Annotated in this window: 23 protein-coding genes and 1 pseudogene; 9 read left to right on the top strand and 15 right to left on the bottom strand. The window is 73.5% G+C overall.

Features of this window, described 5'->3' with window-relative positions:
* The first annotated feature begins 21 nt into the window (after positions 1-21).
* Positions 22-870 (top strand): alpha/beta fold hydrolase, encoded by an 849-nt coding sequence (locus tag ACFYOU_RS12615; protein ID WP_391305226.1) that lies wholly within the window; start codon positions 22-24, stop codon positions 868-870.
* A gap of 23 nt (positions 871-893) precedes the next feature.
* On the opposite strand, the pseudogene ACFYOU_RS12620 reads toward ACFYOU_RS12615, so the two are convergent.
* The 4 genes and pseudogenes from ACFYOU_RS12620 to ACFYOU_RS12635 form a co-directional block, all read right to left on the bottom strand.
* Positions 894-1,714: pseudogene (locus tag ACFYOU_RS12620) on the bottom strand (SAM-dependent methyltransferase).
* A gap of 144 nt (positions 1,715-1,858) precedes the next feature.
* Entirely contained in the window at positions 1,859-2,314 is a 456-nt protein-coding gene (locus tag ACFYOU_RS12625; RefSeq protein WP_389771187.1) for a cyclic nucleotide-binding domain-containing protein, read from the bottom strand.
* Positions 2,315-2,493: 179 nt separating this feature from the next.
* The gene (locus tag ACFYOU_RS12630) at positions 2,494-3,210 is read right to left on the bottom strand and encodes a tyrosine-protein phosphatase (protein ID WP_391305228.1); all 717 of its coding nucleotides are present in this window, start codon (positions 3,208-3,210) and stop codon (positions 2,494-2,496) included.
* A 440-nt stretch (positions 3,211-3,650) separates the two neighbouring features.
* A complete protein-coding gene (locus ACFYOU_RS12635) occupies positions 3,651-4,085 on the bottom strand; it encodes a hypothetical protein (RefSeq protein WP_389774060.1) in 435 nt (144 codons plus the stop codon).
* A 300-nt stretch (positions 4,086-4,385) separates the two neighbouring features.
* Between ACFYOU_RS12635 and ACFYOU_RS12640 the strand changes: the two genes are divergently transcribed.
* The 3 genes from ACFYOU_RS12640 to ACFYOU_RS12650 all read left to right on the top strand — a co-directional run bounded on the left by ACFYOU_RS12640 (position 4,386) and on the right by ACFYOU_RS12650 (position 6,762).
* The gene (locus tag ACFYOU_RS12640; protein WP_391305229.1) at positions 4,386-4,865 is read left to right on the top strand and encodes a hypothetical protein; all 480 of its coding nucleotides are present in this window, start codon (positions 4,386-4,388) and stop codon (positions 4,863-4,865) included.
* A gap of 108 nt (positions 4,866-4,973) precedes the next feature.
* Positions 4,974-5,654, top strand: coding sequence for a DUF305 domain-containing protein (locus ACFYOU_RS12645; RefSeq protein ID WP_391305230.1), 681 nt, complete (start codon positions 4,974-4,976; stop codon positions 5,652-5,654).
* A gap of 232 nt (positions 5,655-5,886) precedes the next feature.
* Positions 5,887-6,762: a F510_1955 family glycosylhydrolase gene (locus ACFYOU_RS12650; RefSeq protein ID WP_391305231.1), complete on the top strand. Its 876-nt coding sequence runs from the start codon at positions 5,887-5,889 to the stop codon at positions 6,760-6,762.
* Positions 6,763-6,802: 40 nt separating this feature from the next.
* Here ACFYOU_RS12650 and ACFYOU_RS12655 read toward each other — a convergent pair whose 3' ends face one another.
* The 4 genes from ACFYOU_RS12655 to ACFYOU_RS12670 all read right to left on the bottom strand — a co-directional run bounded on the left by ACFYOU_RS12655 (position 6,803) and on the right by ACFYOU_RS12670 (position 10,495).
* Complete coding sequence (locus ACFYOU_RS12655; protein ID WP_391305233.1) at positions 6,803-7,186, bottom strand: glyoxalase superfamily protein; 384 nt, start codon at positions 7,184-7,186, stop codon at positions 6,803-6,805.
* Between the two features lie 72 nt (positions 7,187-7,258).
* Positions 7,259-8,734 carry an FAD-dependent monooxygenase gene (locus tag ACFYOU_RS12660; RefSeq protein ID WP_391305235.1) on the bottom strand — a complete coding sequence of 492 codons (1,476 nt, stop codon included), beginning with the start codon at positions 8,732-8,734 and terminating at the stop codon, positions 7,259-7,261.
* Positions 8,731-9,918 (bottom strand): hypothetical protein, encoded by a 1,188-nt coding sequence (locus tag ACFYOU_RS12665; RefSeq protein ID WP_391305236.1) that lies wholly within the window; start codon positions 9,916-9,918, stop codon positions 8,731-8,733. Before ACFYOU_RS12665 ends, ACFYOU_RS12660 begins: the two co-directional genes overlap by 4 nt.
* Before the next feature lie 4 nt (positions 9,919-9,922).
* A complete protein-coding gene (locus tag ACFYOU_RS12670) occupies positions 9,923-10,495 on the bottom strand; it encodes a toxin-antitoxin system, toxin component family protein (protein ID WP_391305238.1) in 573 nt (190 codons plus the stop codon).
* Between the two features lie 439 nt (positions 10,496-10,934).
* Here ACFYOU_RS12670 and ppk2 point away from each other — a divergent pair, with 439 nt between their 5' ends.
* The 3 genes from ppk2 to ACFYOU_RS12685 all read left to right on the top strand — a co-directional run bounded on the left by ppk2 (position 10,935) and on the right by ACFYOU_RS12685 (position 14,207).
* The gene (gene ppk2, locus ACFYOU_RS12675; RefSeq protein WP_389774039.1) at positions 10,935-11,756 is read left to right on the top strand and encodes a polyphosphate kinase 2; all 822 of its coding nucleotides are present in this window, start codon (positions 10,935-10,937) and stop codon (positions 11,754-11,756) included.
* 159 nt (positions 11,757-11,915) lie between these two features.
* Positions 11,916-13,262: a diaminopimelate decarboxylase gene (gene lysA / locus ACFYOU_RS12680; protein ID WP_391305241.1), complete on the top strand. Its 1,347-nt coding sequence runs from the start codon at positions 11,916-11,918 to the stop codon at positions 13,260-13,262.
* A 9-nt stretch (positions 13,263-13,271) separates the two neighbouring features.
* Positions 13,272-14,207: a LysR family transcriptional regulator gene (locus ACFYOU_RS12685; protein ID WP_389774034.1), complete on the top strand. Its 936-nt coding sequence runs from the start codon at positions 13,272-13,274 to the stop codon at positions 14,205-14,207.
* A gap of 50 nt (positions 14,208-14,257) precedes the next feature.
* Here ACFYOU_RS12685 and ACFYOU_RS12690 read toward each other — a convergent pair whose 3' ends face one another.
* From ACFYOU_RS12690 to ACFYOU_RS12710, 5 genes are read right to left on the bottom strand one after another with little or no spacing between them, the layout of a single operon-like run.
* Positions 14,258-15,163 carry a serine hydrolase gene (locus ACFYOU_RS12690; protein ID WP_391305242.1) on the bottom strand — a complete coding sequence of 302 codons (906 nt, stop codon included), beginning with the start codon at positions 15,161-15,163 and terminating at the stop codon, positions 14,258-14,260.
* Positions 15,160-16,773, bottom strand: a complete 1,614-nt coding sequence (locus ACFYOU_RS12695; RefSeq protein WP_391305244.1) for an amidohydrolase family protein — start codon at positions 16,771-16,773, stop codon at positions 15,160-15,162. Before ACFYOU_RS12695 ends, ACFYOU_RS12690 begins: the two co-directional genes overlap by 4 nt.
* On the bottom strand, positions 16,773-17,546 hold the full coding sequence (locus ACFYOU_RS12700) for an ATP-binding cassette domain-containing protein (protein ID WP_391305245.1): 774 nt from the start codon (positions 17,544-17,546) through the stop codon (positions 16,773-16,775). Before ACFYOU_RS12700 ends, ACFYOU_RS12695 begins: the two co-directional genes overlap by 1 nt.
* Positions 17,543-18,541, bottom strand: coding sequence for an ABC transporter permease subunit (locus ACFYOU_RS12705; RefSeq protein WP_391305246.1), 999 nt, complete (start codon positions 18,539-18,541; stop codon positions 17,543-17,545). The genes ACFYOU_RS12700 and ACFYOU_RS12705 overlap by 4 nt, the downstream gene beginning before the upstream one ends.
* Positions 18,542-18,561: 20 nt before the next feature.
* The gene (locus ACFYOU_RS12710) at positions 18,562-19,455 is read right to left on the bottom strand and encodes a transporter substrate-binding domain-containing protein (protein WP_391305248.1); all 894 of its coding nucleotides are present in this window, start codon (positions 19,453-19,455) and stop codon (positions 18,562-18,564) included.
* Between the two features lie 271 nt (positions 19,456-19,726).
* Here ACFYOU_RS12710 and ACFYOU_RS12715 point away from each other — a divergent pair, with 271 nt between their 5' ends.
* Entirely contained in the window at positions 19,727-19,918 is a 192-nt protein-coding gene (locus tag ACFYOU_RS12715) for a DUF1059 domain-containing protein (protein WP_387011090.1), read from the top strand.
* A 192-nt stretch (positions 19,919-20,110) separates the two neighbouring features.
* Positions 20,111-21,211, top strand: a complete 1,101-nt coding sequence (locus ACFYOU_RS12720; protein WP_391305786.1) for a M20/M25/M40 family metallo-hydrolase — start codon at positions 20,111-20,113, stop codon at positions 21,209-21,211.
* A gap of 66 nt (positions 21,212-21,277) precedes the next feature.
* Here ACFYOU_RS12720 and ACFYOU_RS12725 read toward each other — a convergent pair whose 3' ends face one another.
* Both ACFYOU_RS12725 and ACFYOU_RS12730 read right to left on the bottom strand, forming a co-directional pair.
* Entirely contained in the window at positions 21,278-21,967 is a 690-nt protein-coding gene (locus ACFYOU_RS12725) for a 4'-phosphopantetheinyl transferase superfamily protein (RefSeq protein WP_391305788.1), read from the bottom strand.
* A 278-nt stretch (positions 21,968-22,245) separates the two neighbouring features.
* Positions 22,246-23,412, bottom strand: a complete 1,167-nt coding sequence (locus tag ACFYOU_RS12730) for a S8 family serine peptidase (protein WP_391305249.1) — start codon at positions 23,410-23,412, stop codon at positions 22,246-22,248.
* Between the last annotated feature and the right edge of the window lie 235 nt (positions 23,413-23,647).

Below are 23,647 nucleotides of genomic sequence, written 5' to 3' on the forward strand. Positions count from 1 at the left end.
GTCGGGCCCTAGGGTCGGGCGATGAACTCTCCCCTCCCGCCCGCCCGTTCCGCGTCCGCTCCGGCCGCACCCGTCGTCTCCCGGGTGCGGGTCGGACGGCTGGACCTGTGCTGCACCGACTTCGGCGGGTCCGGACCGCCGGTCCTGGCGCTGCACGGGACGTTCGGACGGGGCACCGAGTTCGCCCGACTGGCCGCCGACCTACGGGGACGGGCCCGGGTGTTCGCTCCGGACCAGCGCGGGCACGGCCTCAGTGACCGGGCCGCCGACTACGGTCGTGACGGGTTCGTCGAGGACGCGGCAGGGCTGATCGAGCGGTGGGGCAGGGGTCCGGTCGTGGTGCTGGGGCACTCGCTGGGCGGCATCACCGCCTACCAACTCGCGGCGCGGCACCCTGAACTGGTAGTGGGGCTGGTGGTCGAGGACGTCGGCCCCGTGATGCGCCGTCCGGAGGTCGAGCACCCGGTACTGGACGTCCGGGGCTGGCCCGTGCGGGCACCGTCGCGGGCGGCGCTGGCGGCGGCGATCGAGGCGCGCGGCGTCCCCGACAGTGCGTACTTCCTGCGCAGCGCGCACCGGAGCGCCGACGGTTGGCGGATGCTGTTCGACTGGTCCGACATGACGGCCGTCCAGGAGCACGGGGTGGGCGACTGGTGGGCGGACTGGCTGGGCTCGGAGTGTCCGGCGCTGGTGCTCCACGGCGCCCGCAGCACCCTGCTCCCGCGTTCGCTGGCGGAGGAGATGGTCGCCCGACGCCCCCGGACCCGGCTGGTGCGCTTCCCCGGGGCCGGGCACTGGGTCCACGACGACGCCCCGGAGGCGGTCGCCGGGGCCGTCGCCGACTTCCTCGACGACGTGACGGCGCCCTGACCCGTTGCGGTCCGGTCCGCCCGTCAGGGTTTGCGGGCGACCGCGCCGTACATGCCGACCTCGGGTTCGTCCGTGGCCTCCCCCGATGCGCGCCATCGGGAGCAGGGCACCAGACCGGGCGGCAGGACGTCCAGCCCGTCCATCAACCGGGCGATGGCCCCGGGGTGCGCTGGGTCAGTGCCGGGGAGCCGTGCTGGTTCCAGTAGGCCACCGCCGCGTCGACCTCCGGCAACCGGGCGCTGCTGACCGTGTGCGAGAGGACCAGATGGCTGCCCGGGGGCAGGGCGCCCATGAGGCGTCGCACCGCGGTGCCGGCCTCCTCGTCGTCCTCCACGAAGATCAGCACGCCGAGCAGCATCAGGGCCACGGGACGTCCGAAGTCGAGGATGCCGGCCGCCTGTTCGAGGATGCCGTCCACGTCCCGGACATCGGCGTCCACGTACTCGGTGCGGCCCTCCGGTGCGCTGACCAGCAGGGCCCGGGCGTGGGCGAGGACGGTCGGGTCGTTGTCGACGTACACGATGCGCGCGTCGGGAGCGACGCCCTGGGCGATCTCGTGGGTGTTCTCGGCGGTGGGCAGGCCGGTGCCGATGTCGAGGAACTGGCGGATGCCGACCGGCCCGGCGAGCTGGCGCACCGCCCGTCCCAGGAACCGCCGGTCGGCCCGTGCATAGGCGCTGACCTGCGGGTACAACGCATTGATGCCCTCGCCCACCCGGCGGTCCGGCTCGTAGTAGTCGGCGCCGCCCAACCAGTAGTTCCAGATCCGTGCGGAGTGGGCCCGACGGGAATCGACGGTGGACCGGGTGGCCGTGGAGAGTCGGGACGAAGCGGGGGTGGGCACGTGCTCATCTCCTGCGGGCCGGTACGGGGGGGGTGGCCGGACAGTCCGTCAACTCATCAGCTGATCATACGAGTCCATTGCGCCATGGTCGTCTCCCGTACACGTGACGCTCGACTCAGCCGGGGAGCACCCGGAGCCGCACCGCTAGAGCGTGGCTCCCCCGTGTTTGGCGTAGTTCTCGATCAGACGGGTGCGGGCGCCTTCCAACCGGTGGGCCAGGATCTCCGCGATGGTGCGCAGCAGCACCAGCCCGAGTGCCGACTCCTCCTCGCAGAGGGACCGGACCTTGGCCGCGTCGAACTCGTAGGCGCGCACCGGACTGAACGCCTCGGCGCCGAACTCCCACTGGTGCGGGGGGAACAACCAGGACCAGCCGAGCAGGTCGCCCGGTTGCAGGGTCTCCACGGTGACCCGGCGCCGATCGGGGACCTGGAGGTCCAGGGCGACCGTGCCGGAACGGATCACCCAGAGCCGGTCCGCGGGCCCGCCCTCCTCGAAGATCCGACTGTCCTGGGCGAAGGACACCTCCTGGGCCAGGTCCATGAGGCGCTGGCGATGATCAGCGGGCAGAGCCGTGAGCAGCCTTCTCGCAGTCGTCATGCCGGACCTCCTCATGAGCGGACATGGGCCGCGCCGCACACGGGGCCTCCCCACCCGGAGACCGCCGTGCGTGGGGTTCGTGTAACTCTCTTACCCGGGTTCGCCCCATTCGTCACCCGACCGGCGCAACCGCGTCCGCCGCCCGGGGCGCCGGCGGGCGACGGCCCCGTCACCGGGGGTCACGGGGCCACGAGGGTCGCCCGCAGCAGGTCCAGTTCCCCTGCGGTGAGCCCGCTGCGCAGCAGCCAGCCCGCTCCGCCGCCGTGCTCGGCGTGCAGCCGGGCCAGGAAGTCGTGCATGGTCTGCGCCCGGGACGCCATGTAGGTGTGGCCCACGTCCGGGATGCTGCGGTAGCCCCCGACCGCGAGCAGCCGGTCCCTGACCCGGGCGATGCGCTCGGCGGTCAGCTCGTAGTCGACGGCGATCACCTCGGCCGCCACCCCGACCGCGTCCAGGAGCACGGCGGCGCACACGCCCGTGCGGTCCTTGCCGATCGCGCAGTGGAACAGGACCGCGTGCTGATCGGGATCGGCGACGATCCGCGCCGTGGCCGTCAGCGTGTCCGCACTGCTCTCCAGCAGCCGGAAGTAGAAGTCGACCGCGCCGCCGTCGGGACCGTCCGGCACGACCTCGGTGGCGCGCCCCTGCGGCAACCGGACCGGGAGATGCGCCCGGCGCACCCGGGTGGCGGTGAGCAGTCCGTGCCCCTCCCGGGCGGACTCCTCCGGCCCCCTCAGGTCCACGACCGTCCGCAGGCCCAGCCCGTCCACCAGGAACTCCACGTCGGCGTCGGTCACCGCCTGGAGGGTGCTGCTGCGGAACAACACGCCCCGGCGGGTGGTGCCACCGCCGGGAACGGGCAGTCCGCCCAGGTCACGCGTGTTGTCGGCACCCATGAGCGGCACCCAGCGGGAGTGCTGCGGGGCTTGCGGCTCCGCAGGCCCGTACGTTCCGCACCCCGTGTCCGCCACCGTGCCGCCCGCTTCCCCGTCCACGGTCCCCCCGTTCCCCGCACCGGCACGTCCGGTGCGCCAGGATCGCCGCTACGGCGGCCCGGTGTCCAGAGGGCCGCCCTGGCGCGCTCGGTGCTTGGCGCCCACCACCCGGTGTGCGGGGGCGGGGGGGGGGGGGCGCCCCCCCCCCCCCCCCCCCGGGGGGGGGCGGGGGGGGCCCCCCCCCCCCCCGGGGCGCCGCCCCCCCCCCCCCGTCCCCCCCCCCCGGCGGGGGGGGGCCGCCCGTCGGGCCGGCCCGGGGGGGGGGGCCCGGGGGGCCCCCGGGGGGGGGGGGGGGGGGGGCCCCCCCCCACACCGGGTCCCACCGGCGGTGCGACCCCGCCTCACGCCCGCGGTCCGGCGTCCTTCACCGCCCGCAGGGCCAGGTGCTGGAGGAGGGCGAAGCCACCGACCGTCAGGGCCTGGAGCGGGACCCAGACCGCCCCGGCCGTGGTCGGCGACAGCCAGAACAGGACGGCGATCACGCTGAGCACGGCCCAGACCGCATTGCCCTCGATGACCGCCCGGACCCCCACCGTCCACGGCGCACGCTGGGCTCCCAGCACGGCCACCCCGATCCCGTAGAGGGTGAGGAACCCACCGATCGCCAGGAGCAGGCCGCGGTCGACGCCGAGCAGCCGGCCCAGCGGGCCGGAGGCCGCGAGGTAGGCGATGCCGTTGACCCCGGTGACGACGGCGTCGAGGGCGAGGAAGCGCCGCAACATGGTCACCGGCTCGGTGGTGCGGGCCAGCGCGGCGAGCGGAAGCGTGGTGGACATGTGGATCACCCTCCAAGGGGTTCGAACGAGCTGATCGGCCCGGCTCCCGAGGCGGAGTGCGCCGCCCCGGGGGCCGATGGGTCAACCATGCCCGCGGCCCCGGTGGCGGGTCGATTACGCCAGAGGTAATGCCCCGACCGCGGTCCGAGGCCGGGGCCACGACCCCGTCCACGCACCGGGCACCGGCGGGGAGCAGCGGCCGTCCGGGCGGCCCGCGTTCGGTGCCGGATGCCCCCCTTGGGTATGGTCGGGGCGACACCCCGGCGGCGGAGTGTCCGACGATCGGAGGGGACGAACCTCGTGCGAGCAAGCCGGAGTCTGCGGACGGCGGGTGCCTGGGGGCACTTGCTGCTCGTGGCCGCGCTCGCGCTCGGGGTCTTCCTGATGCACACCGTGGGTCACCCGGAGGGTTCGTCCTCGGGTGGCACCGCCGCGCACGGGGCCGGCCCCACCACGGCGAGCGCGACCGGGCACGGACCGGCCACCCCGGCGGCTCCCGCCGCGTTCGGTCCGCACGGGCCCGAGCGGACCGCTGCGCCAGCGGCCGACACGGAGCACGGCGGCGCACCCTCCTCGCACGACTCCGGCATGACGATGGACCTGGCCTCCCTGTGCGTGGCCGTGCTCGGGGCCTGGGTGCTCGCCGCCCTGGTGGCCGCCGCGCTGCGCCGTCGTACGGAGTGGCTCGTCCGCCTGCGCACGGGCGCCCTGCGTTCCCTGTTGCCCCTGCCGCCGCCGCGCAGTCCCGACCTCCTGCAACTGTCCGTCCTGCGGATCTAGGCCGAACGCCCCCTGCGGGTGCCACGCGCTGCCCTTCGGCAGCCCGTGCCCGCACCCGCGCGCCGGCCCGTTTCCCGCTGGAACAGACAGCATTCAAGAGGTTGTGACATGACCGCCTTCACGCATGCCCCGCGCCGTACCCCCGTCCGCCGGTTCGCCCTGGTCGGCGCCGTCGCCGCCGCGAGCCTGGTGCTCGCCGCCTGCGGTGGCGACGACTCCATGGACGGCATGGACCACGGCAGCGGCGGCTCCGGCTCCGCGAGCGCCAGCGCGTCCCCCGCGCCGTCCGGTGCGAACCCGGCACCGGGTGCCTTCAACGACGCGGACGTGATGTTCGCGCAGATGATGATCCCCCACCACGAGCAGGCACTGGAGATGTCCGCCCTGGCGGACGGCCGCGCCGAGGACCCCGAGGTCAAGGCGCTCACCGAGGAGATCTCCGGGGCCCAGGACCCCGAGATCCAGAAGATGAAGTCCTGGCTCAAGGCATGGGGCAAGCCCGAGTCGGCGGGTGACGGCGCGGACCACGGCGGCCACTCCGGAGGCTCCGGAGGGATGTCCGGAATGATGACCGACGAGGACATGGCCGCGCTCAAGGACGCCAAGGGCACCGCGTTCGACAGGAAGTTCGCGCAGCTGATGATCGACCACCACAACGGGGCCATCGAGATGGCCAAGGACGAGCAGAAGAACGGCCGCAACGCGACGGCCAAGGAACTCGCCGACGACGTGGTGAAGGCCCAGTCGACCGAGGTCGCCCAGCTCAACAAGATCCTCGACCGACTCTGATCGCACGCGTACCGCACGGTCCGGGGCGGGGCGGCACCGACTCGTCCTGCTCCGGCCCGGCCCGTGACCCGGCGGGTGCGGGCGGGCACCTGAACCCCGCCCGCACCCCCACCACTCCCCCGCCCACGGCGACCCCACCCCCGACGCCCCCGACCGCCCGGGCACCACCCGGCGGCCGTGGGTCGACGCCCGCGCGGCGCCCCCGCGCCCGACACCCGATCAGGACATCACCATGAAGCACCGCACCGCACTGCCCGTAGCCGCCTCCGTCTCGGCCTTCGCCCTCGCCCTGGTCCTCGGTGCCTGCTCACCGGGCAGCGACGACGCGGCGGACGGCGACGCCGGAGCGACGATCAGCCACATCCACGGGGTGGCGGTCGGCCCCGAGGACGGCAAGCTCTACGTCGCCACGCACGACGGGATCTACACCCCGGACGCCGAAGGGCACCCCGAGTTGGTCGGCGACCGCAAGGACGACTTCATGGGCTTCGCCCTCGGGAAGTCCGGCGCCTTCCTTGCCAGCGGCCACCCCGCGCCGGGCCGGGACGCGCCCAGCAACCTGGGGCTGATCGAGAGCACCGACACCGGCCGCACCTGGAAGGACAAGTCACTCAGCGGCAAGGTCGACTTCCACGCCCTGGAGTACGCCCACGACACCATCTACGGGTACGACAGCACCAACGGCCTGCTGCGGGTCAGCTCCGACGGCGTGACCTGGGACGACCGGGCCTCGCTGACGGCGCTCGACATCGCCGTCAGCCCCCGGGACCCGGACACCGTGCTCGCCACCGCGGAGCAGGGCCTGCTCCGCAGCACCGACGGGGGCAGGACCTTCGCCGGCGTCACCGGACCCGCCCCCGCCTTCGTGTCCTGGGCGACGCAGGACGCGCTGTTCGCGGTCGATCCGACGGGCGCGCTCTCGGTGAGCCGCGACGGCGGGGCCGGCTGGAGCGAGCGGGGCACGGTGCCCGGGGGCGCTCCCCAGGCACTGACCGCGCTCGACGGGCAACGTCTCGTCGTCGCCTCCCAGGACGGCGTCTACGAGTCCCGGGACGGCGGGAAGACCTTCGACCGGAAGCTGGACGTCGCCGCCTCCGGCAACCACTGACGGCTGCCGGTCGCCGGTGCCCGCGACGGCGGGCACCGGCTCACTCCAACGGCGTGCCGACCCGCAGTCGGTTGCCGTCGGGGTCGCTCAACTCGATCTCCCTGGCCCACGGCACGTCCTGGGCGGTGACACCGAACTCGGCCGCCACCGCGTCGACGTCCGCCACCCGGAGGTAGACCAGGGTGCCGGGGCGCGCGTCCCCGACGTGCTCGGAGAGGAAGAGGCGGACCGGGCCCCGGGCCACCTCCACGAAGGCGGGCAGGCCGGGCTCGAAGCGGTGCTCCCACTGCTCGGTGAACCCCAGCCGGGCGTACCAGCGGACGGCCCGAGCGGCCTCCCGCACCCGGAGGACCGGGATCGCCTCCTCCACCCGTCCGGGCGGGGAGTCCTGGGGTGCGGGCCGCTGCGGTGTGCTCGTGTCCATGCGGTCACTCTGGCAGAGGGGTCTGACAACGCCACCGCCGCACGGCCCCCGCACGGGACCCGTGCGGGGGCTTCACCCGACCGCGCCGCGCTCCGCAGGAGTCAACGGCGGCCCGCCGAGCGGGGGTCGGAGGGGACCGCGGACGGCCGCGAGGAGGACGGACGGTTTGAGGAGGAGCAGCGGACCGTCCTCCATCGAGGTCACCCGGGTGAGTTCCCTGGCGATCCGCCCGTTGCCGGTCGCGGTGTGCATGAGGCGGTCCACGTAGGCCGCGGTGGCCCGTTCCCGCAGGGTGGGGCCGTTCGGGGTGGCGCCGGGGTAGAAGACGTCCTGGCCGGTGGCCAGGTCCCAGGCCACCGCGACCGGGCCGGCGACGGCCCGTTGCACGTGGCGGGCGAGGCCGGGCGTGCCCCAGCCGCGCCGCCGCACGACGGCGCGCAGGGCGCGGGCGCTCTGCGCGGCCACCGACATGCCGTGCCCGTAGATCGGGTTGTACGCGGCGACGGCGTCCCCGAGGACGGCGAACCCGTCGGGCCAGCGGCGGGCGCGCTCGTAGTAGTGGCGGCGGTTGGCGGTGGCCCGGGTGAGGACCACGTCGTCGAGGGGTTCCGCGTCGGCGATGAGATCGGCGAGCACCGGGTGCCGCAGCCCCCGGGCGAACGGCTCGAACGCGTCGTTGCGGGCGGACGGTGCACCGCCCGTGGTGCCGGACAGCGTGACGTGCCAACGGCCGTCCTCGATCAGCACCAGGGTTCCGGCGCGCCCCGGGCCGGGGCCGCGGGGGTCGGCCTGGATGTTGACCGCGGGGAACCCACCGCGAGCCGCTTCGGGCGCCCGGTACAGCCGGCTCGCGTAGACGAGCCCGGACGACACGGTCCGCTCGGGGACCGGGGGCAGTCCGAGGGAGCGCAGCCAGCCGGCGGCCCGGGAGGACCGGCCGGTGGTGTCGACGACCAGGTCGGCGCGGAGCGTGCTCTGCACGCCCTCGCGGTCGCGGACCCGGACCCCGGCCACCGTCGAGCCGTCCCCGGTCAGGCCCAGGACCTCGGTGTGTTGACGGAGCGTCACCCGTTCAGAGGCGAGGACCTCCGCGCGCAGCGTCGCGTCGAGGAGGTCCCGGGAGGACAGCAGCATGTAGTGCTCGCCCGCCCAGCGGCGCAGCCATCCCTGGGGCGAGAAGCCGATCATGTCGTCGGGCAGGGCCAGCCGGTGGGCGCCCCGGGCCAGCAGTCGGTTGATGGTGCCGGGCAGCAGTTCTTCGACGGCCTCGGCTCCCCCGGACCACAGCAGGTGGACGTGGCGCGCCTGGGGCAGGCCCTTGCGGGACGCCGGGCCGGTCGGAAGCCCGTCGCGTTCCACGACGGTCACGTCGGCGAGGCCGGACAGCGCCTGCGCGGTCAACACTCCGGCGAGGCCGCCGCCGAGGACGACGGCGGATCTACCGGAGCCGCCGGAGCTACGGGAGCTGCCGGATCTACCGGGTCTGCCGGGTCTGCCAGATCTGCCGGATCTACCGGGTCTGCCGGAGTTGGGGGAGCGGTCACTCATGGGGCCACGCTTTCTGTTCGGGCGTTCACGCGTGCGCGAACCGCTGCGACGAGGTCGGGAGAGCGCAGGGCCCGGGCGATCTGTCGGGCCTGGCCGCCGAGCGGGGCGCCGGGGGCGTGGCCCCGGCCGTCGCCGCCGTCGCGACGGGTGGCACGGCGCTCGATCGCGGCGAGGAGGGTCACGGCTCCGGCGATGCCGGTGGCGTCCTCGGGTGCGGCGCCGCCGTGCAGTGCCTCGTGGTGCGCCAGCCGCCACAACGCGTAGTCGATGTGGGGCCCGAGGTGGATCACCTCGTCGCCGATGTACGTCTCGCGCGCGGTCAGCGCGAGCGCGGCGCTGCGCGAACGGCCCACCGTCAGGGACGGCTTCACCTCGGCGTGGGCCTTCAGGAGTCGGTACAGCGGGCGCAGCCGCCAGTGGCTGGTCCGGGCGTGCCACCAGCCCTGGGCCGCCTGTCCGGCGTGCGGGAGGATGAAGCCCGCACCGATGAAGACGGCGCTGACGCAGGCCACCGGCGGGGCGATCGTGGTGCTGAGGTGGTCCAGGTTCCCGCCCGTCCACCGGGCCACCACGGCGGTCCACTTGAGGGTGTCGAAGCCCAGGTTCGCCCCGTAGCCGACCCCGAGGCAGACGACGCCGCTGCGCAGCCACCCGCGCAGGCGTCCCTGCCAGGACCAGATCAGGTACGAGGTGATGAGCACCGCCACCGTGTGGGCCAGCAGGTAGAGGATCACGACCTCGCGGATGAAGGGCGTGGTGGCGTAGTGCGTGTCGAGGTCCTGGACGCGCTCGTCGGGCACGTCGGCCAGGGCGAAGAGGATCCACAGGCCCACGATCACGGTGGCGTAGGCGACCGTGACGCAGCGCACCGAGCGACGGGTGACGGCCCGGTCGTCGTCCTTCCAGACGATGAGCAGCACCAGGCACGAGGCGCAGAACGCCGTCAGCAGCGTGTACACCCACGGCGCGGAGACGTTCGGGACTCCGGTGACGTCGTTGAGCCAGACGATGGTGCGGGGGTTCGCGAAGAAGAAGACCCCGCAGGCGAGGACGAGCAGACCGCCGACGGCGCGCAGCAGTTTGTCGCGCCAGAACCGGACGATGGCCGGGGTCTTGTAGACCAGGGCGGCGCTGAGGACGGCGGCCGCGATGAGGTAGCTGAGGTGGGTGTCGGAGGGCGGCACGCGGTCACCGGACTCCGAGGGAGGCCTGGATGCGGTTGCTGATGCCGTCGCGGTGGGCCGCGCGCCGGTGGTGGGGGTCCTCGATGAGGGTGCGCAGTCGGCTGCCGAGCAGGAGCCCGAACGATTCGGCGTCGCGTTCGTGGTCGTCGTGGCAGTGGCTGCGGGCCGCGAACGAGCGCAGGACGTCCGCCCACCGCCCGGCCGGTCCCGGGCGGGCGCCCGCACCGCCGGCGAGGGCTCCGGCGGGGACGGCGGGGTCTCCTTCGGCGGGCCGGCCGTGGCCCTGCGTCAGGTGCCACAGTTCGTGCCCGACGACCACCACCTGCTGGACGGGGTCGTGGCGTTGTTCGACGAGGATCATGTCGTAGGTGTCGAAGCTCAGCATGAGCCCGGTGACCCCCGCCTCGTCGGGGAACCTCTCGAAGCGCAGCACGATGGGCCGCCCGCGGCGCCGTGCCATCTCTTCGCACAGGGCCCGGCACAGTGCGTCCGCGCTGGTGGGATCGCCCAGGTCCCGGTCCGTCACCGCGTCCGCGAGGCTCGCGGCGAGTCGTTTCATCCCCCGGTTGATGTTCATGGTGCGGCGCCCTCCGGGAGGGAGGGTTCCGGCCCGGCGCCGGGTCTCGTCGGGGCGGGGGGCCGGGGGTCGAGTCCCTGCTGACGTCGGATCACCGGGTCCGGCAGGGCGCGGGCCGCGCGGAGCGGGACGGGGGGTTGACTCACCGTTGGTCTCCGTGGACGTGGGCTCCATGACGAGGTGCGGGCAGCCGGTTCGCGCGCTGCACTCGCGAGCCTGACCCTAACGCTTCCCGTCCGGACCGCAATGCCGGTTCCCCCGGCTCCCGTTGGACGGCCCGTCACGGGCGTCGTCCGCCACCGGGTGCGCACGGCCCGGCCCGGGGCGGTCGTGCCGGACGTCGGCGGGCCGAGCGGTCGGTTACGGTGCTGGTCGGCCCCCGGCCCGGGTGGACCCGGGTGGTCCGGGGGCGACGTTCCACTGCGAGAAGGGCGTACGGATGGCGGCGAAGGGCGCGGGGTCGGGCGGGCGGAAGATGCCGCGGGAACCGTACGAGCGTGAGCTGTACCGGCTCCAGACCGAGTTGGTGAAGCTCCAGGAGTGGGTGCGGGCCGAGGGGGTGCGGCTGGTCATCGTCTTCGAGGGCCGTGACGCCGCGGGCAAGGGCGGCACGATCAAGCGGGTGACGGAGTACCTCAACCCGCGGGTGGCGCAGATCGTGGCCCTGCCCCAGCCCACCGAACGCGAGCGCGGGCAGTGGTACTTCCAGCGGTACACGGCGCACCTCCCGGCCGCCGGTGAGGTGCGGCTGTTCGACCGGAGCTGGTACAACCGCGCCGGGGTGGAGCACGTGATGGGCTTCTGCACCAAGGCGGAGCACCAGCGGTTCCTGCACCAGTGCCCGATCTTCGAGCGGATGCTGGTCGAGGACGGCATCCTGCTGCGCAAGTACTGGTTCTCGGTGAGCGACGCGGAGCAGGAACGCCGTTTCCGCAAGCGGCTGGAGGACCCGTTGCGCCGTTGGAAGCTGTCGCCGATGGACCTGGAGTCCATCACGCGGTGGGAGGCGTACTCGCGGGCGAAGGACGAGATGCAGGTGCACACGGACATCCCGGAGGCGCCCTGGCACATCGTTGAGAGCGACGACAAGCGTCGGGCCCGGCTCAACATGATCGCCCATCTCCTGTCCACGGTGCCCTACCGGGAGGTCCCGCCGCCGGACGTCACCATTCCGTCGCGTCCGCCCGCCTCCGGTTACGAACGCCCGCCGAAGGACCTCCAGTCGTACGTGCCGGACCACGCGGCGACCCTGTTGGGCTGAACGGGCCCGGCGGCGCGACGGCTCGGGGCTCGGGGCTCGGGGCTCGGGGCTCGGGGCGAGCATCGGAAATGTCGGTGCTCAGCCCCCGAAGAATCCGCTTTCACGGTTCCCCCCGCGGGCCCCAGGATGGCCGGGAGCCAGCCTGCCGTGGGAGGAACCGTGACCTCAGCCGTCGACCCCGATCTGCTGCCCCTCACCTCGACGTCCGGCCCCGGAGGGCTGGCCGTCGGCGGAGTGCCGCTGGTGGAACTGGCCGGGCGCTTCGGGACCCCGCTGTTCGTGTACGACGAGGAACACCTGCGGCACCGCTGCCGGGAGGCCCTCGACGCGTTCGGTGCGGACCGGGTGGCCTACGCGTCCAAGGCGTTCCTGTGCACGGCCATGGCCCGGCTCGCCCACGAGGAGGGTCTGCTGCTCGACGTGGCTTCCGGCGGTGAACTGCGGGTGGCGCTGCGGGCCGGCGTCCCGGCGGACCGGATCGTGGTGCACGGCAACAACAAGGACGTGTCCGAGTTGCGGGCCGCCGCCCACGCCGGGGTGCGCCACCTGGTGGTCGACAGTTTCGACGAGGTGCACCGGATCGAGTCCCTGCACCGCGAAGAGGGCCTGCCGCCGGTGCCGGTGCTGCTGCGGGTGGCGCCCGGGGTCGCCGCGGGTGCCCACGAGGCCATCCGGACCGGGGGCCGGGACTCGAAGTTCGGCTTCGGCCTCGCCGACGGGACCGCCGCCGAAGCGGTCCGACGGGTCCGGCGCAGCCCGGCGATGCGGTTCGACGGCGTGCACGCGCACGTGGGCTCGCAGGTGCTCGACCCGTCCGAGTTGGCGGCGGGGGCCGCTGCCGTGGCCCGTTTCGCGGCCGGGGTGGGCGCCGCGGGGCTGACCGTCGGCGGTGGGCTCGGCGTCGCGTACGAGGGCGGGCAGCGGGTGCCGACCTTCGCCGCCTGGGCGGACGCCGTACGGGCGGCGGTGCACGGCGCGGGCTGGTCCGGCGGGGTGACGGTGGAGCCGGGCCGGTCGATCACCGCACGGGCCGGACTGACGCTGTACCGGGTCGGCACCGTCAAGCACATCGAGGGGGTGCGCACGTACGTGAGCGTGGACGGCGGGATGAGCGACAACCTGCGTCCCGCCCTGTACGCGAGCCGGTACGAGGCGTTCCTGCCGCGCTGCCCGGGGGCTCCGCGGCCGCTGCGGGCCCGGCTGGTGGGCAAGCACTGCGAGAGCGGTGACGTGATCATCGACCGGGCGGCGCTCCCCGCCGACCTCGCCGTGTCGGACGTCCTGGCGACTCCGGTGACCGGAGCGTACGGGTACGCCATGGCCTCCAACTACAACAAGCTGCCGCGCCCGGCGGTGGTGTTCGTGCGCGGCGGTGCCGCCCGGCTCGTGGTGCGGCGGGAGACGGACGAGGACCTGCTGCGGCTCGACGTCACGGAGCCCGGGGCCGGGGAGACGCGCACGGACGGAACCGCCCTGGTCGCGGTGGCGGGCGCGGGCAGCGCCTAGTCTGACGCGATGCTGAACAGTGCGCGTCTGCTCGTCCTGCTGGAGATCGCCCGGCGGGGCACCATCGTGGCCGCCGCCCAGGCACTGCACCTCAGCCCGTCGGCGGTCTCCCACCAGTTGGCGCGGTTGGAGCAGGAGGTGGGCGTCGCCCTGGTCGAGCGGGCCCCGCAGAGCCTGCGGATGACGGCGGCGGGGCAGCGGCTCGCGGAACACGCGCAGGCCATCGCGGATCTGATGGCCGTCGCGCAGGACGATCTGCGGGAGCACTCGGCGGGCGAGGCGGGGGTGCTGCGGCTCGGGTTCTTCGCCTCGTCCGGACTGGAGCTGCTGCCCCGTGCGCTGTCCGGGTTCTCGGCGCGCCGACCGCACGTCGAGCTGGAACTGATCCTCGGGCAGCCGCACGAGTTGGTGCCCGGTCTGGAGGCCGGGCGACTGGACGCGGCCGTCGTCTTCGAGCACCCCCTGGACCCCTGGTGCCGTGACGCTTCGGTGGACGTGGAGATGTTCTTCGACGAGCCGCAGTTGATCGTCGTGCCCCTGCGGCACCGGCTGGGCCGGCAGTCCACGGTGCGGCTCGCGGCCCTGGAGGGCGAGACCTGGATCGGCACGCGGGGCGGCAACACGGGCGAACCCGTGCTGGAGCGGGCCTGTGCGGCCGAGGGGTTCCTGCCGCGGGTGCGGTGCCGCAGCGACCATTACCAGGTGACCGTGAACCTCGCCCGCGCCGGCATGGGGATCGCCCTGGTGCCGGCGCTGGGGATCGGTGACACGGCGGGCGTCCACGTGTGCCGGCTGGACCATCCGCAGTTGCACCGCCGGATCGGGGTCGCGACCCGGTCCACCCATGTGAACCCGTTGCTCGACCACTTCCTGGGGGAGCTGCGCACGGCGGCGCGCGAGGTGGGCACCCTGCTCGGCAGCCAGTTCGGTCTCACCCGCCCCTGAACGGCCGGGGCGGGCGCGCGGGACCCGCGCGCCCGCCCGGTGGTGAGGGCTCAGACGTGGTCCGGGGGCATCGCGCAGTCGGCGAGGGTCCGTCCCACGTCCCGCAGGGCGTGCACGGCCGCGCGTTCGGTGCTGGCGCCGAGCGCGGTGTCCCAGTGCGCGACGACCGCGTAGGCGAGCCGCCGGGTGCCGATGAGCAGGCCGACGTCGGCCCGCACCCCGGTGTCCGTACCGGTCTTGTTGGCGATGAGCAGCGCGCCCGGCGCGGGCGCGGGGAAGCCCGGCGCGTACGGGTCGTGGGCGACGAGCGCCGGCACCAGGCCGTGGTCGGTGTTGGCCCGCATCCACTGCAACAGCCGCGCGGACGCCCCGGCGGAGACCATCGTGCCGCGCGCGGCGTGCGCCACCAGACGGGCCAGGTCCCGGGCGGTGCCGGTGGCGAAGACCGGGGGCAGCCCAGGTCCCCGTACGTCCCGTACGGAGTCGTGCAGGGTGAGGTCCCGCAGCGCCAGCCGCTCGGCGAGCCGGGCCGTGGCGTCCCGTCCGACGAGGCGCAGCAGGGCGTTGGTCGCCGTGTTGTCGCTGACGGACGCGGTGAGCCAGCACAGGTCCTCGACGGTCCACCCGGTGCGCCCGAGGCGACCCAGCAGTCCGGTGCCGCCCGCGCGGTCCTCGGGGAGCACGTCGACGGTCTTGTCGCCGTGCAGTTCCCCGGTGTCGAGCCGGCGGGCGATCTCGGCGAGGAGCAGCAGCTTCGCGGTGGACGCGACGGGCAGGACCACCTCGTCGTGGAAGCCGATGCGGTCGGTGCCGGCGCTGTCGGTGCCGTCGGTGCTGTCGATGCCGTCCGTGCAGTCGGTGGCGTGAGTGGCGTCGAGGTCGATCGCGCTGACGGAGAGGACGAGCGGCAGCGCGGCGGAGCGGCCGGCCGCCGCGGCGACGCGGGCGAGGCTCATCGGACCTCCAGGACGCGTCCGGCGCACACCCCGGTCGGGGCGCCGTCGCGCACGGCGAGCCGCCCGGCGACCACCACCGCGCCGATGCCGTCCGGAGCCGCCAACGGGCGGTCGAAGGTGGCCCGGTCGGACACGGTGGCGGGGTCGAAGACGACCAGGTCGGCGTGGGCCCCTTGGTGGACGGTGCCGCGTCCGGTGAGTCCGAAGCGGGCGGCGGGCAGCCCGGTCATCTTGTGGACGGCCGTCTCCAGGGTCAGGAGGCGCTCGTCGCGCCCGTAGTGGCCGAGGACCCGGGCGAAGCTGCCCGCCCAGCGGGGGTGCGGACGGCCCGGTTTGGGGACGCCGTCCGATCCGATCATGGACAGCGGGCTGGCGATGACCCGGCGCACGTCGTCCTCGCGCATCGAGTGGCTGATGATGGTCACCTCGCCCTGCTCGGCGAGCAGCAGGTCACAGACGTAGTCGACGGGGTCGCAGCCGCGTTCCGCGGCGAGGTCGGCGATGCGACGGCCCTGGACGTGGGGGTGGGTGGGGGCGGCGGCGACGGCGATCAGGTCCCAGCCGCCGTTGCCGACGGTGTTCTCCCAGCCGTCCACGCCCTCGGCGATGTCCCGCCGGATCAGTTCGCGCACGGACTCGTCGTGGAGCCGGGCCAGCAGGGCGCCGATGCCGCCCGCGTTGGCCCAGGGCGGGAGCATCGCGTGCAGGACGGTGCTGCCCGCGGTGTAGGGGTACACGTCGCAGAGCACGTCCACTCCTTCCGCGCGGGCCCGTTCCAGTCTGGGCAGGGTACGCAGGGTGGCGCCCCAGGCGTGCCGTCCGGCGGTCTTGTGGTGGGAGACCTGGAGCGGCGCCCCGGAGCGCACGGCGATCTCCAGCGCTTCCTCCAGGGCCCGGTCGATCTGGGACATCTCGTCGCGCAGGTGCGTCACGTACGGCTTGCCGTGCCGTGCGGCGACCCGGGCGAGGGCGACGATCTCCTCGGTGTCGGCGTAGGTGCCGGGTGGATAGATGAGCCCGGTCGAGAGGCCGGCGGCGCCCTGGCCGAGGGCGCGGTCGAGGAGGTCGCACATGGCGGCCAACTCGTCGGCGGTGGGGGTGCGGGCGTCGAATCCCATGACGCCGGCGCGGAGCGTCCCGTGGCCGACCAGGGAGGCGAGGTGGGTGGCGCGCAACGCCGGGGCCTGCCCGGCGGCGAAGGCGGTGAAGTCGGGGCAGGGTGCGACGGGCCCGAGGCCGAAGGTCACTCGCAGGTGCTCGGCGAGCCCGGGCAGCCGTGCCGGCAGCGCGGGGAAGAGGCTGGAGCCGCAGTTGCCGGCGATCTCCGTGGTGACGCCCTGGAGCAGCGGGGCGAGCCGCAGCGCGGCGACCGCGGGGTCTTCGGTGTCCTGGGGCACGGCGAGCGCGTCGGAGTGGGTGTGCACGTCGATGAACCCGGGGGCGACGACCAGTCCGTCGACGTCGAGGACCGTGTCGGCGGTGGCCGGCCGGCCCGTGGGCAGCAGGGCTATCCGCCCGTCGGCCACGCCGACGTCGACGGCGCGGGCGGGGCCGCCGGTGCCGTCGACGAGGGTGCCGCCGCGCAGCAGCAGTTCGAGGGGGCGCGCCATCACAGCACCGTGGAGAGGAAGGCCCGGGTGCGGTCGTGCCGCGGGGCGCCGAACAGGTCCTCGGGAGGGCCTGACTCCACGACGAGGCCGTCGTCCATGAAGACGACCCGGTCGGCGACCTCGCGGGCGAAGCCCATCTCGTGGGTGACGACGACCATGGTCATGCCGCTGGCGGCCAGGTCCTTCATGACGCCCAGGACCTCGCCGACGAGTTCGGGGTCGAGCGCGGAGGTGGGTTCGTCGAAGAGCATCAGGGTGGGTTCCATGGCGAGGGCGCGGGCGATCGCGACGCGCTGTTGCTGGCCGCCGGAGAGTTGACCGGGGTAGTGGTCGGCGCGGTCGGCGAGCCCGACGCGGTCGAGGAGTCGTCGGGCCTGCTGTGCGGCTTCGGCCCGGGGGCGGCGTTTGACGGCGAGGGGACCTTCCATGACGTTCTGCACGGCGGTGCGGTGCGGGAAGAGGTGGAAGCGTTGGAACACCATGCCGATGCGTTCGCGCTGGGCCCGGACCTCCTTGGCCCGCCGCTCCCGCAGGACCCGGCCCGAGGTGTCGTGCGGTTCGTAGCCGACGAGTTCGCCGTCGAGCCACACGCGTCCCGCGTCGATGGACTCCAGGTGGTTGAAGCAGCGCAGCAGGGTGGACTTGCCGGAGCCGGACGGGCCGATCAGGCAGAGCACTTCGCCGGATCGGACCTCCAGGTCGATGCCGCGCAGCACTTCGATGTCGCCGAACCGCTTGCGGACCCGCTGGGCCCTGAGGACGAGGTCGTTCACGACACGGCTCCCTTGCCGGTGCGTCCGGGGACGAGGTTGGTCAGCACCCGACGGCGCAGGGGGGCGGCACCGGGGCTGTAGCGGCGCTCGATGAAGTGCTGGGCGACGCTGGCGACGGTGGTGAGCGCGAGGTACCACAGGGAGGCGACCATCAGCAGGGCGATCACCTCGAAGTTGGCGAGGTAGAGGTGTTGGGAGACGGTCATGAGGTCGGCGCCCGCGATGACGGAGACCAGGGAGGTGGTCTTGAGCATGGAGATGAACTGGTTGCCGAAGGGCGGGATGATGACCCGCATGGCCTGCGGCAGGACGACCCGGGTGAGGATCTGCCGGTTGGACAGGCCGAGCGAGGCTCCCGCCTCGCGCTGGCCCGGGTCGACGCTCTGGATGCCGGCGCGCACGATCTCGGCGAGGTAGGCGCCCTCGTTGATGGAGAGGCCGAGCAGCGCCGCGACGAATCCGGTGATGACCGCGTTGGTCTGCCATTCGACGAGCTTGGGGCCGTCGAAGGGGATGCCGATGCTGATCACGGGGAACAGCAGGGCGAGGTTGAACCAGAAGATCAGTTGGACGAGCAGCGGGGTGCCCCGGAAGAACCAGGTGTAGGCGCTGGCGGTGAGCCGCAGGACGGGGCTCTCGGACAGTTGCATCACGGCGATCAGGACGCCGATGGCGATGCCGGCGGTCATCGAGATCAGGGTGAGCTGGACGGTCACCCACAGCCCTTCGAGGATCACCCCGTCGAACTGGTACTCCGCGATGACGTCCCAGTGCAGATTGGGGTTGACCACGACGGTGTACGTGAGCCACACGGTGCAGGCGGCGGCGAGGAGCACCGCGAGCCAGCGGCCCGGCCGGGGACGACGGGTGACCTTGAAGGCGAACTCGTCGTCCGGGGGCGCGGTGCCCGGTCCCAGTCGCGGTGCGGGGTCGTGCACCGGGTCGGGGGTGCCGGCCGCCTCCACCGCCGTGTCGTCCTTGCTGAGGCGGGTCATGTCCTTCTCCACCCTCGGGCTCACTGACCGTCGTTGATGGTGGCCTTGGGCACGGCGCTGCCCGCGACCCCGTACTTGTCGAGGACCTTCTTGTACGCGCCGTTGTCGATGAGGTCCTGGAGCGCCTTGTGCACCGCGTCGCGCAGCCCGTTCTGGTCCTTGCTGACGGCGATGCCCCAGGGCGCGGCGCCGTACTGGGTGGGCACGACCTCGTACGCCTCGTTCTTCTCGGCGAACATCTGGGCCACCGGGTAGTCGACGATGGTGGCGACCGCCCGGCCGCTCTCCAGTTGGAGGAGTCCGGTGGGGGCGTCCTCGCTCTGCGAGATGCGCATCTTCTTCGCGCACTCGGCGTTCTGCTTCTCGCCGATCTCCAGGTTGGAGCTGCCCTTGGCGAGGACGACGGTCTTGCCGCAGAGGTCGTCCAGGGTCTTGATGCCCTCCGGATTGCCCTTCTTCGTCATGATCACGCCGCCGGTGCGGAAGTAGTCCACGAAGTCGACGGCCTGCCGGCGCTGCGGGCTGTCGGTCATGGACGACATGACCAGGTCGAAGCGTCCGGACTTCAGCCCGGGGATCAGCCCGTCGAACGCGGCGTTGGTGAGCTTGAGCTCCAGTCCCAGTTCGTCGGCGACGGCCTTCGCGAGGTCGGGGTCGACGCCCGTCAGCTCGGTGGTGCCCGGCTTGTACATCTCCATCGGGGGGTAGCCCACCGCGGTGGCGACCCGCAGCACCCCGCTCTTCTCGAACGATGCGGGAAGCAGTTCCTTGGCGGTCTTCCCCGCGCTCCCGGAGCCGTTCGTCGCCGTGTCGCCGCCCTGGTCGGACCGTCCGCAGGAGGTGACGGCCAGCGCGGTCACCGCGGCCAGCGCCGCGAGGGAACGCAGGGGTCTGTTTCGAGTCGAAATGGCCATTTCTCTCCCTCAGCCGTGACAGTGCGCTGATGCTGGCAGCCGGGTGCCGGTGAGCGGAAGATGATGAAGCCATTGACGTCTGAGCATCGATTTCTTCGTTGCTCGGGCCGGGTGCGGGGCCGCTGGCCGGGATCAAGGGCGCAGCGGGAGCCGACGGTGCTCACCGAGGGCCGTCGTCCGACTCCGGGAGGCGACCGTGCTTGGCTCTGGGCGGGAACCGAGGGAGGCTGAAGGGGTAGGCCCCCACATGTGAAGTCCACGGAGGCACGTCATGCGCAAGGTCGCCGACTGCCGGGACTACCCCAGCGAGTCGAACTGCACCCTCACCATCTCGGGCGAGGAGGACGAAGTGGTGCGGGCCGCCGCCGAACACGCGGCGTCCGTCCACGGTCATGAGGACACCGGCGAGTTGCGGGAGCAGCTCAGGGGCATGCTGAAGGACGAGGTGCCCCAGCACGTCTGAACCCCCGTGGACCGGTCGGCCGCCGCGCGGCGGCCGGCCGGTCCGCGTCGTCCAGGCCGTGGGCGAGCGCCACGCGTTCGGGTGCCGTCGATGCGGTGCGGCCACCTCCCCCGCACGTCCCGACCATGCTGGACGACGACGCCGGGCGCCCGCACCGGCGAGGGAGGACGGAGCGCCATGGATCTCACGGCGATGCTCGCGGACCTGGAGGAGCTGGTGCGGTGCGAGTCCTTCTCGGCGGACCACGCGGCGGTGGCACGCAGTGCCGCCGTCGTCGCACGGCAGGGCACGGACCGGCTGGGAGCGGGCCCGAAGACGGTCGTCGTGGCCGGGGTCACCCATCTGTCCTGGACGTTCGGGACGCCGCGGCTCCTGCTGGTGGGGCACCACGACACGGTCTGGCCGACGGGGTCGTTGAGCACCCGGCCGTGGCGGGTGGCCGACGGCGTGGCCCGGGGACCCGGGGTCTTCGACATGAAGGCCGGACTGGTCCAGATGTTCCACGCGCTGGCCGCTCTGCCGTCGCTCGACGGCGTCCGGATCCTGGTCACCGGTGACGAGGAGGTCGGTTCGTCGACCTCCCGGGCACTGATCGAGGACGCGGCCCGGGAGTGCACGGCGGCCCTCGTACTGGAGGCTTCGGCTGACGGCGGAGCGCTCAAGACCGCGCGCAAGGGCACCTCCCGCTATGCGTTCGCGGTGCACGGCGAGGCCGCCCACTCCGGACTCGAACCCGAGAAGGGCGTGAACGCGGGCGTCGAAGCGGCGCACCAGGTCCTCGCCGTCCACGCGCTCGACGCCACGCTGAACGGCGGATCGCCGGGCTCCGGGGCCTCCTGGACGACGACGCTGACCCCGACCCTCGTCTCCGCGGGCAGTACCGCCAACACGGTGCCCGCCCGCGCCGACTTCACGGTCGACGTACGGGTGCCGACGCTCGACGCCCAGCACCGCGTGGACGGCCTGTTGCGCGCCCTGCCCGTGCGCACTCCGGGCGCGCGACTGGACGTCCGTGGCGGCCCCAACCGGCCGCCCCTCGAACCGGAGGCGTCGGCGGAGCTGTTCGCCCTGGCGCAGGAGGCCGCCGCTCGCCTCGGGTTGCCGCCGCTGACCGGTGCCGCGGTGGGGGGCGCCTCCGACGGCAACTTCACCGCGGGCGTGGGATGTCCGACGCTGGACGGTCTCGGCGCCGTCGGGGGCGGTGCGCACGCGCAGGACGAGCACGTGGTGGTGGAACACCTTCCGGTGCGCGCCGCGTTGTTGGCCGAACTGGTCAAGGCGGTGCTGCGCTGAGCCCACCGGCCCGCCGGGTGGGCCGGTGTCAGGGGGGCTCCCCCGCACCCGTACGCGGGGCGGGGCTCAGGACTGCGGTGCGTGGGCGATGGCCGTCACCACCAGGCCCCGGGTCACCACCCAGCGTCCGTCGAACCCCGTGAGGGCCCGACCCCGGGGGTCGCGCCCGGTCTTCAGCAGGCGCGCCCGGAAGGTCCCCCCGACGGAGTCGGACGGCCCGCCGGACTCGTCCGGGGCGAAGGAGAGCTCGGCCTCCTCGAACCCCAGCCACTCGCCGGTCAGCGGGAACCAGGTCTTGTACACGGACTCCTTCGCGCTGAACAGCAACCGGTCCCAGTGGACGTCGGGCCGCTCGCGTCCCAGGCCGGCCAGCGTCCCCTCCTCGGCGGGCAGGGCGATGCTGCCGAGGACCCCTTCGGGCAGCGGCCCGTGGGGTTCCGCGTCGATGCCGAGCGAAACCAGCTCGTGGTCGCGGGCGACGGCAGCGGCCCGGTAGCCCTCGCAGTGCGTCAGCGAGCCGACCACGCCCGGTGGCCACCCGGGCGCGCCCCGCTCCCCCGGGAGCAGCGGCACGGCATCCACCCCGAGCCCGGCGAGCGCCTGCCGCGCGCAGTACCGGCCGGTGCTGAACTCACGGCGCCGCTTGTCCACGGCCCGGGCGATCACGGCCTCCTCCTCGGGGAAGAGGTACACGTCCGACGGATCGGTGAACCTCTCGGCGACGACCACCCGGGACGGCAGCACCTCTGCGAGCAACGCGCCCATCACCACGCACCTGTCGTCGTCATGCCGTACGGGTCCGTTCCGTGCCACGCCCTCGGCGCTCCTGTCGGCCTCGGGGTGTGGCATGAATGTCCGCCCGGCACCGTGTGCTCCCCCACTGCTTGGTCCCCCTTCGCTCGGTCCTCACGGACCAACCCTACGGTCCACCACCGGTCTTGGGGACGTGGCACGGGATCACGGGGGCGCACGCCGGCCCCGCACCGACGCGTCCGGGGCCCGCCCCCGCAAGGACGGGCCCCGGACGGGGACGATCAGAGAGTGGACTTGAACAGCAGCCGGTTCGGAGTGCCGCTGACGTTGCCGCGGATCACGTTGGGCGTGCTGTTGTTGATCAGCCAGTTGTTCACGGTGGTGCTGGAGGCGTCGCCGTTGGTGCCCTTGTAGAGCGCCGCCACGCCGGCGACGTGGGGCGCGGCCATCGACGTGCCGCTCATGCTGGTGGTGCCGCCGCCCATCCGGGTGGACGTGACGTTCACGCCGGGACCGTACAGGTCGGTGCACCGACCGTAGTTGCTGAAGCCGGCCTTGGCGTCACCGGAGTCCGAGGCCGCGATCGACAGGGCGCCCGCCGCGCTCGCCGGGGAGAAGTTGCAGGCGTCCTGGTTGCTGTTGCCCGCGGCCACCGTGGTGTGGACCCCGGCGTTGGCCAGGGCGGTGGCGGCGTTGTTGAGGGCGGCCGAGTAGCCCCCGCCGAGCGAGGCGTTGGCGACCGCGGGCTTCGCGGCGTTCTGCCGGACCCAGTCGAAGCCGGCGATGATGCCGGAGAAGGAGCCCGAGCCCTGACAGTTCAGCACCTTCACGCCGCGCAGTTGCACCCCCTTGGCCACGCCGTAGGTCGAACCGCCGACGGTGCCCGCGACATGGGTGCCGTGGCCGTTGCAGTCCTGGCCGTTGCCGCCGAAGGCGTCGAAGACGTTGCGGGCCCGGCCGCCGAAGTCCGGGTGGCTGGTGTCGATGCCGGAGTCGATGATGTAGGCCGTGACCCCGGAACCGGTGCCGTTGTAGGTGTACGAGTTGCTGCGTCCGGTGCGCTGGTCTATTCGGTCCAGGCCCCACGGCGGGTTGTTCTGGGTGGCGGAGGGTGCGGCCTTCTGGTCCTCTTCGATGGACCGGATCCGCGGGTCGGCGCGGAGCTCCGTGAGCTCGGTCGACGTCAGGGAGGCGGCGAAGCCGTTGATCACCGCGTCGTACACGTGGTCGGGAGTCACCGAGCGCGCCTCGGCGACGGCGGCCGGGTCGTTGCCCGCCTTGACGGTGACGATGTACTGGCCCTTGATCTCGCTGGCCGTCGGGGCCTGGGCGACCTTGACCAGCGGGGTCGGTGTCGGAGCGGCGGACACCGCGGTCGGGACCAGGGCGAGCGGAAGGGCGAGACCGAGGGCACCGGCGGCCAGGCCGCCGAGGGGAGTTGTGCGCATGAGGGGCTGACACCTTTCGTCTGTCCGGCCGCACGCAGGGGCGACGGCCGGTGAGTGGGGGAACGCGCGCCGGCCGTACGGGGGTGGGGAACACCGGGGAACGGGGCGGGGCGCGGAAGGTGGAACAGCTTCGCCGCGATCACGCGGCGGTGGTGGGGCACGGCACAGGAGGGGCGGACGGCGTCGAGGACCGTCTCCTACGGAGGCGCCCGTCCCTCGTGACGGAGCGCCAGAA

This window comes from Streptomyces sp. NPDC005955 (assembly GCF_042871255.1).
Classification (GTDB): domain Bacteria; phylum Actinomycetota; class Actinomycetes; order Streptomycetales; family Streptomycetaceae; genus Streptomyces.

Bases quoted from the DNA above. Each gene is read 5' to 3' on its own strand.
- ACFYOU_RS12715 (WP_387011090.1), top strand. From the start codon at position 19,727: ATGCGCAAGGTCGCCGACTGCCGGGACTACCCCAGCGAGTCGAACTGC.
- ACFYOU_RS12625 (WP_389771187.1), bottom strand. From the start codon at position 2,314: ATGACGACTGCGAGAAGGCTGCTCACGGCTCTGCCCGCTGATCATCGC.
- ACFYOU_RS12615 (WP_391305226.1), top strand. From the start codon at position 22: ATGAACTCTCCCCTCCCGCCCGCCCGTTCCGCGTCCGCTCCGGCCGCA.
- ACFYOU_RS12645 (WP_391305230.1), top strand. From the start codon at position 4,974: ATGACCGCCTTCACGCATGCCCCGCGCCGTACCCCCGTCCGCCGGTTC.
- ACFYOU_RS12660 (WP_391305235.1), bottom strand. From the start codon at position 8,734: ATGAGTGACCGCTCCCCCAACTCCGGCAGACCCGGTAGATCCGGCAGA.
- ACFYOU_RS12685 (WP_389774034.1), top strand. From the start codon at position 13,272: ATGCTGAACAGTGCGCGTCTGCTCGTCCTGCTGGAGATCGCCCGGCGG.
- ACFYOU_RS12670 (WP_391305238.1), bottom strand. From the start codon at position 10,495: ATGAACATCAACCGGGGGATGAAACGACTCGCCGCGAGCCTCGCGGAC.
- ACFYOU_RS12730 (WP_391305249.1), bottom strand. From the start codon at position 23,412: ATGCGCACAACTCCCCTCGGCGGCCTGGCCGCCGGTGCCCTCGGTCTC.
- ACFYOU_RS12705 (WP_391305246.1), bottom strand. From the start codon at position 18,541: ATGACCCGCCTCAGCAAGGACGACACGGCGGTGGAGGCGGCCGGCACC.
- ACFYOU_RS12720 (WP_391305786.1), top strand. From the start codon at position 20,111: ATGCTCGCGGACCTGGAGGAGCTGGTGCGGTGCGAGTCCTTCTCGGCG.
- ACFYOU_RS12695 (WP_391305244.1), bottom strand. From the start codon at position 16,773: ATGGCGCGCCCCCTCGAACTGCTGCTGCGCGGCGGCACCCTCGTCGAC.
- ACFYOU_RS12650 (WP_391305231.1), top strand. From the start codon at position 5,887: ATGAAGCACCGCACCGCACTGCCCGTAGCCGCCTCCGTCTCGGCCTTC.
- ACFYOU_RS12710 (WP_391305248.1), bottom strand. From the start codon at position 19,455: ATGGCCATTTCGACTCGAAACAGACCCCTGCGTTCCCTCGCGGCGCTG.
- ppk2 (WP_389774039.1), top strand. From the start codon at position 10,935: ATGGCGGCGAAGGGCGCGGGGTCGGGCGGGCGGAAGATGCCGCGGGAA.
- ACFYOU_RS12630 (WP_391305228.1), bottom strand. From the start codon at position 3,210: ATGGGTGCCGACAACACGCGTGACCTGGGCGGACTGCCCGTTCCCGGC.
- ACFYOU_RS12690 (WP_391305242.1), bottom strand. From the start codon at position 15,163: ATGAGCCTCGCCCGCGTCGCCGCGGCGGCCGGCCGCTCCGCCGCGCTG.
- ACFYOU_RS12635 (WP_389774060.1), bottom strand. From the start codon at position 4,085: ATGTCCACCACGCTTCCGCTCGCCGCGCTGGCCCGCACCACCGAGCCG.
- ACFYOU_RS12655 (WP_391305233.1), bottom strand. From the start codon at position 7,186: ATGGACACGAGCACACCGCAGCGGCCCGCACCCCAGGACTCCCCGCCC.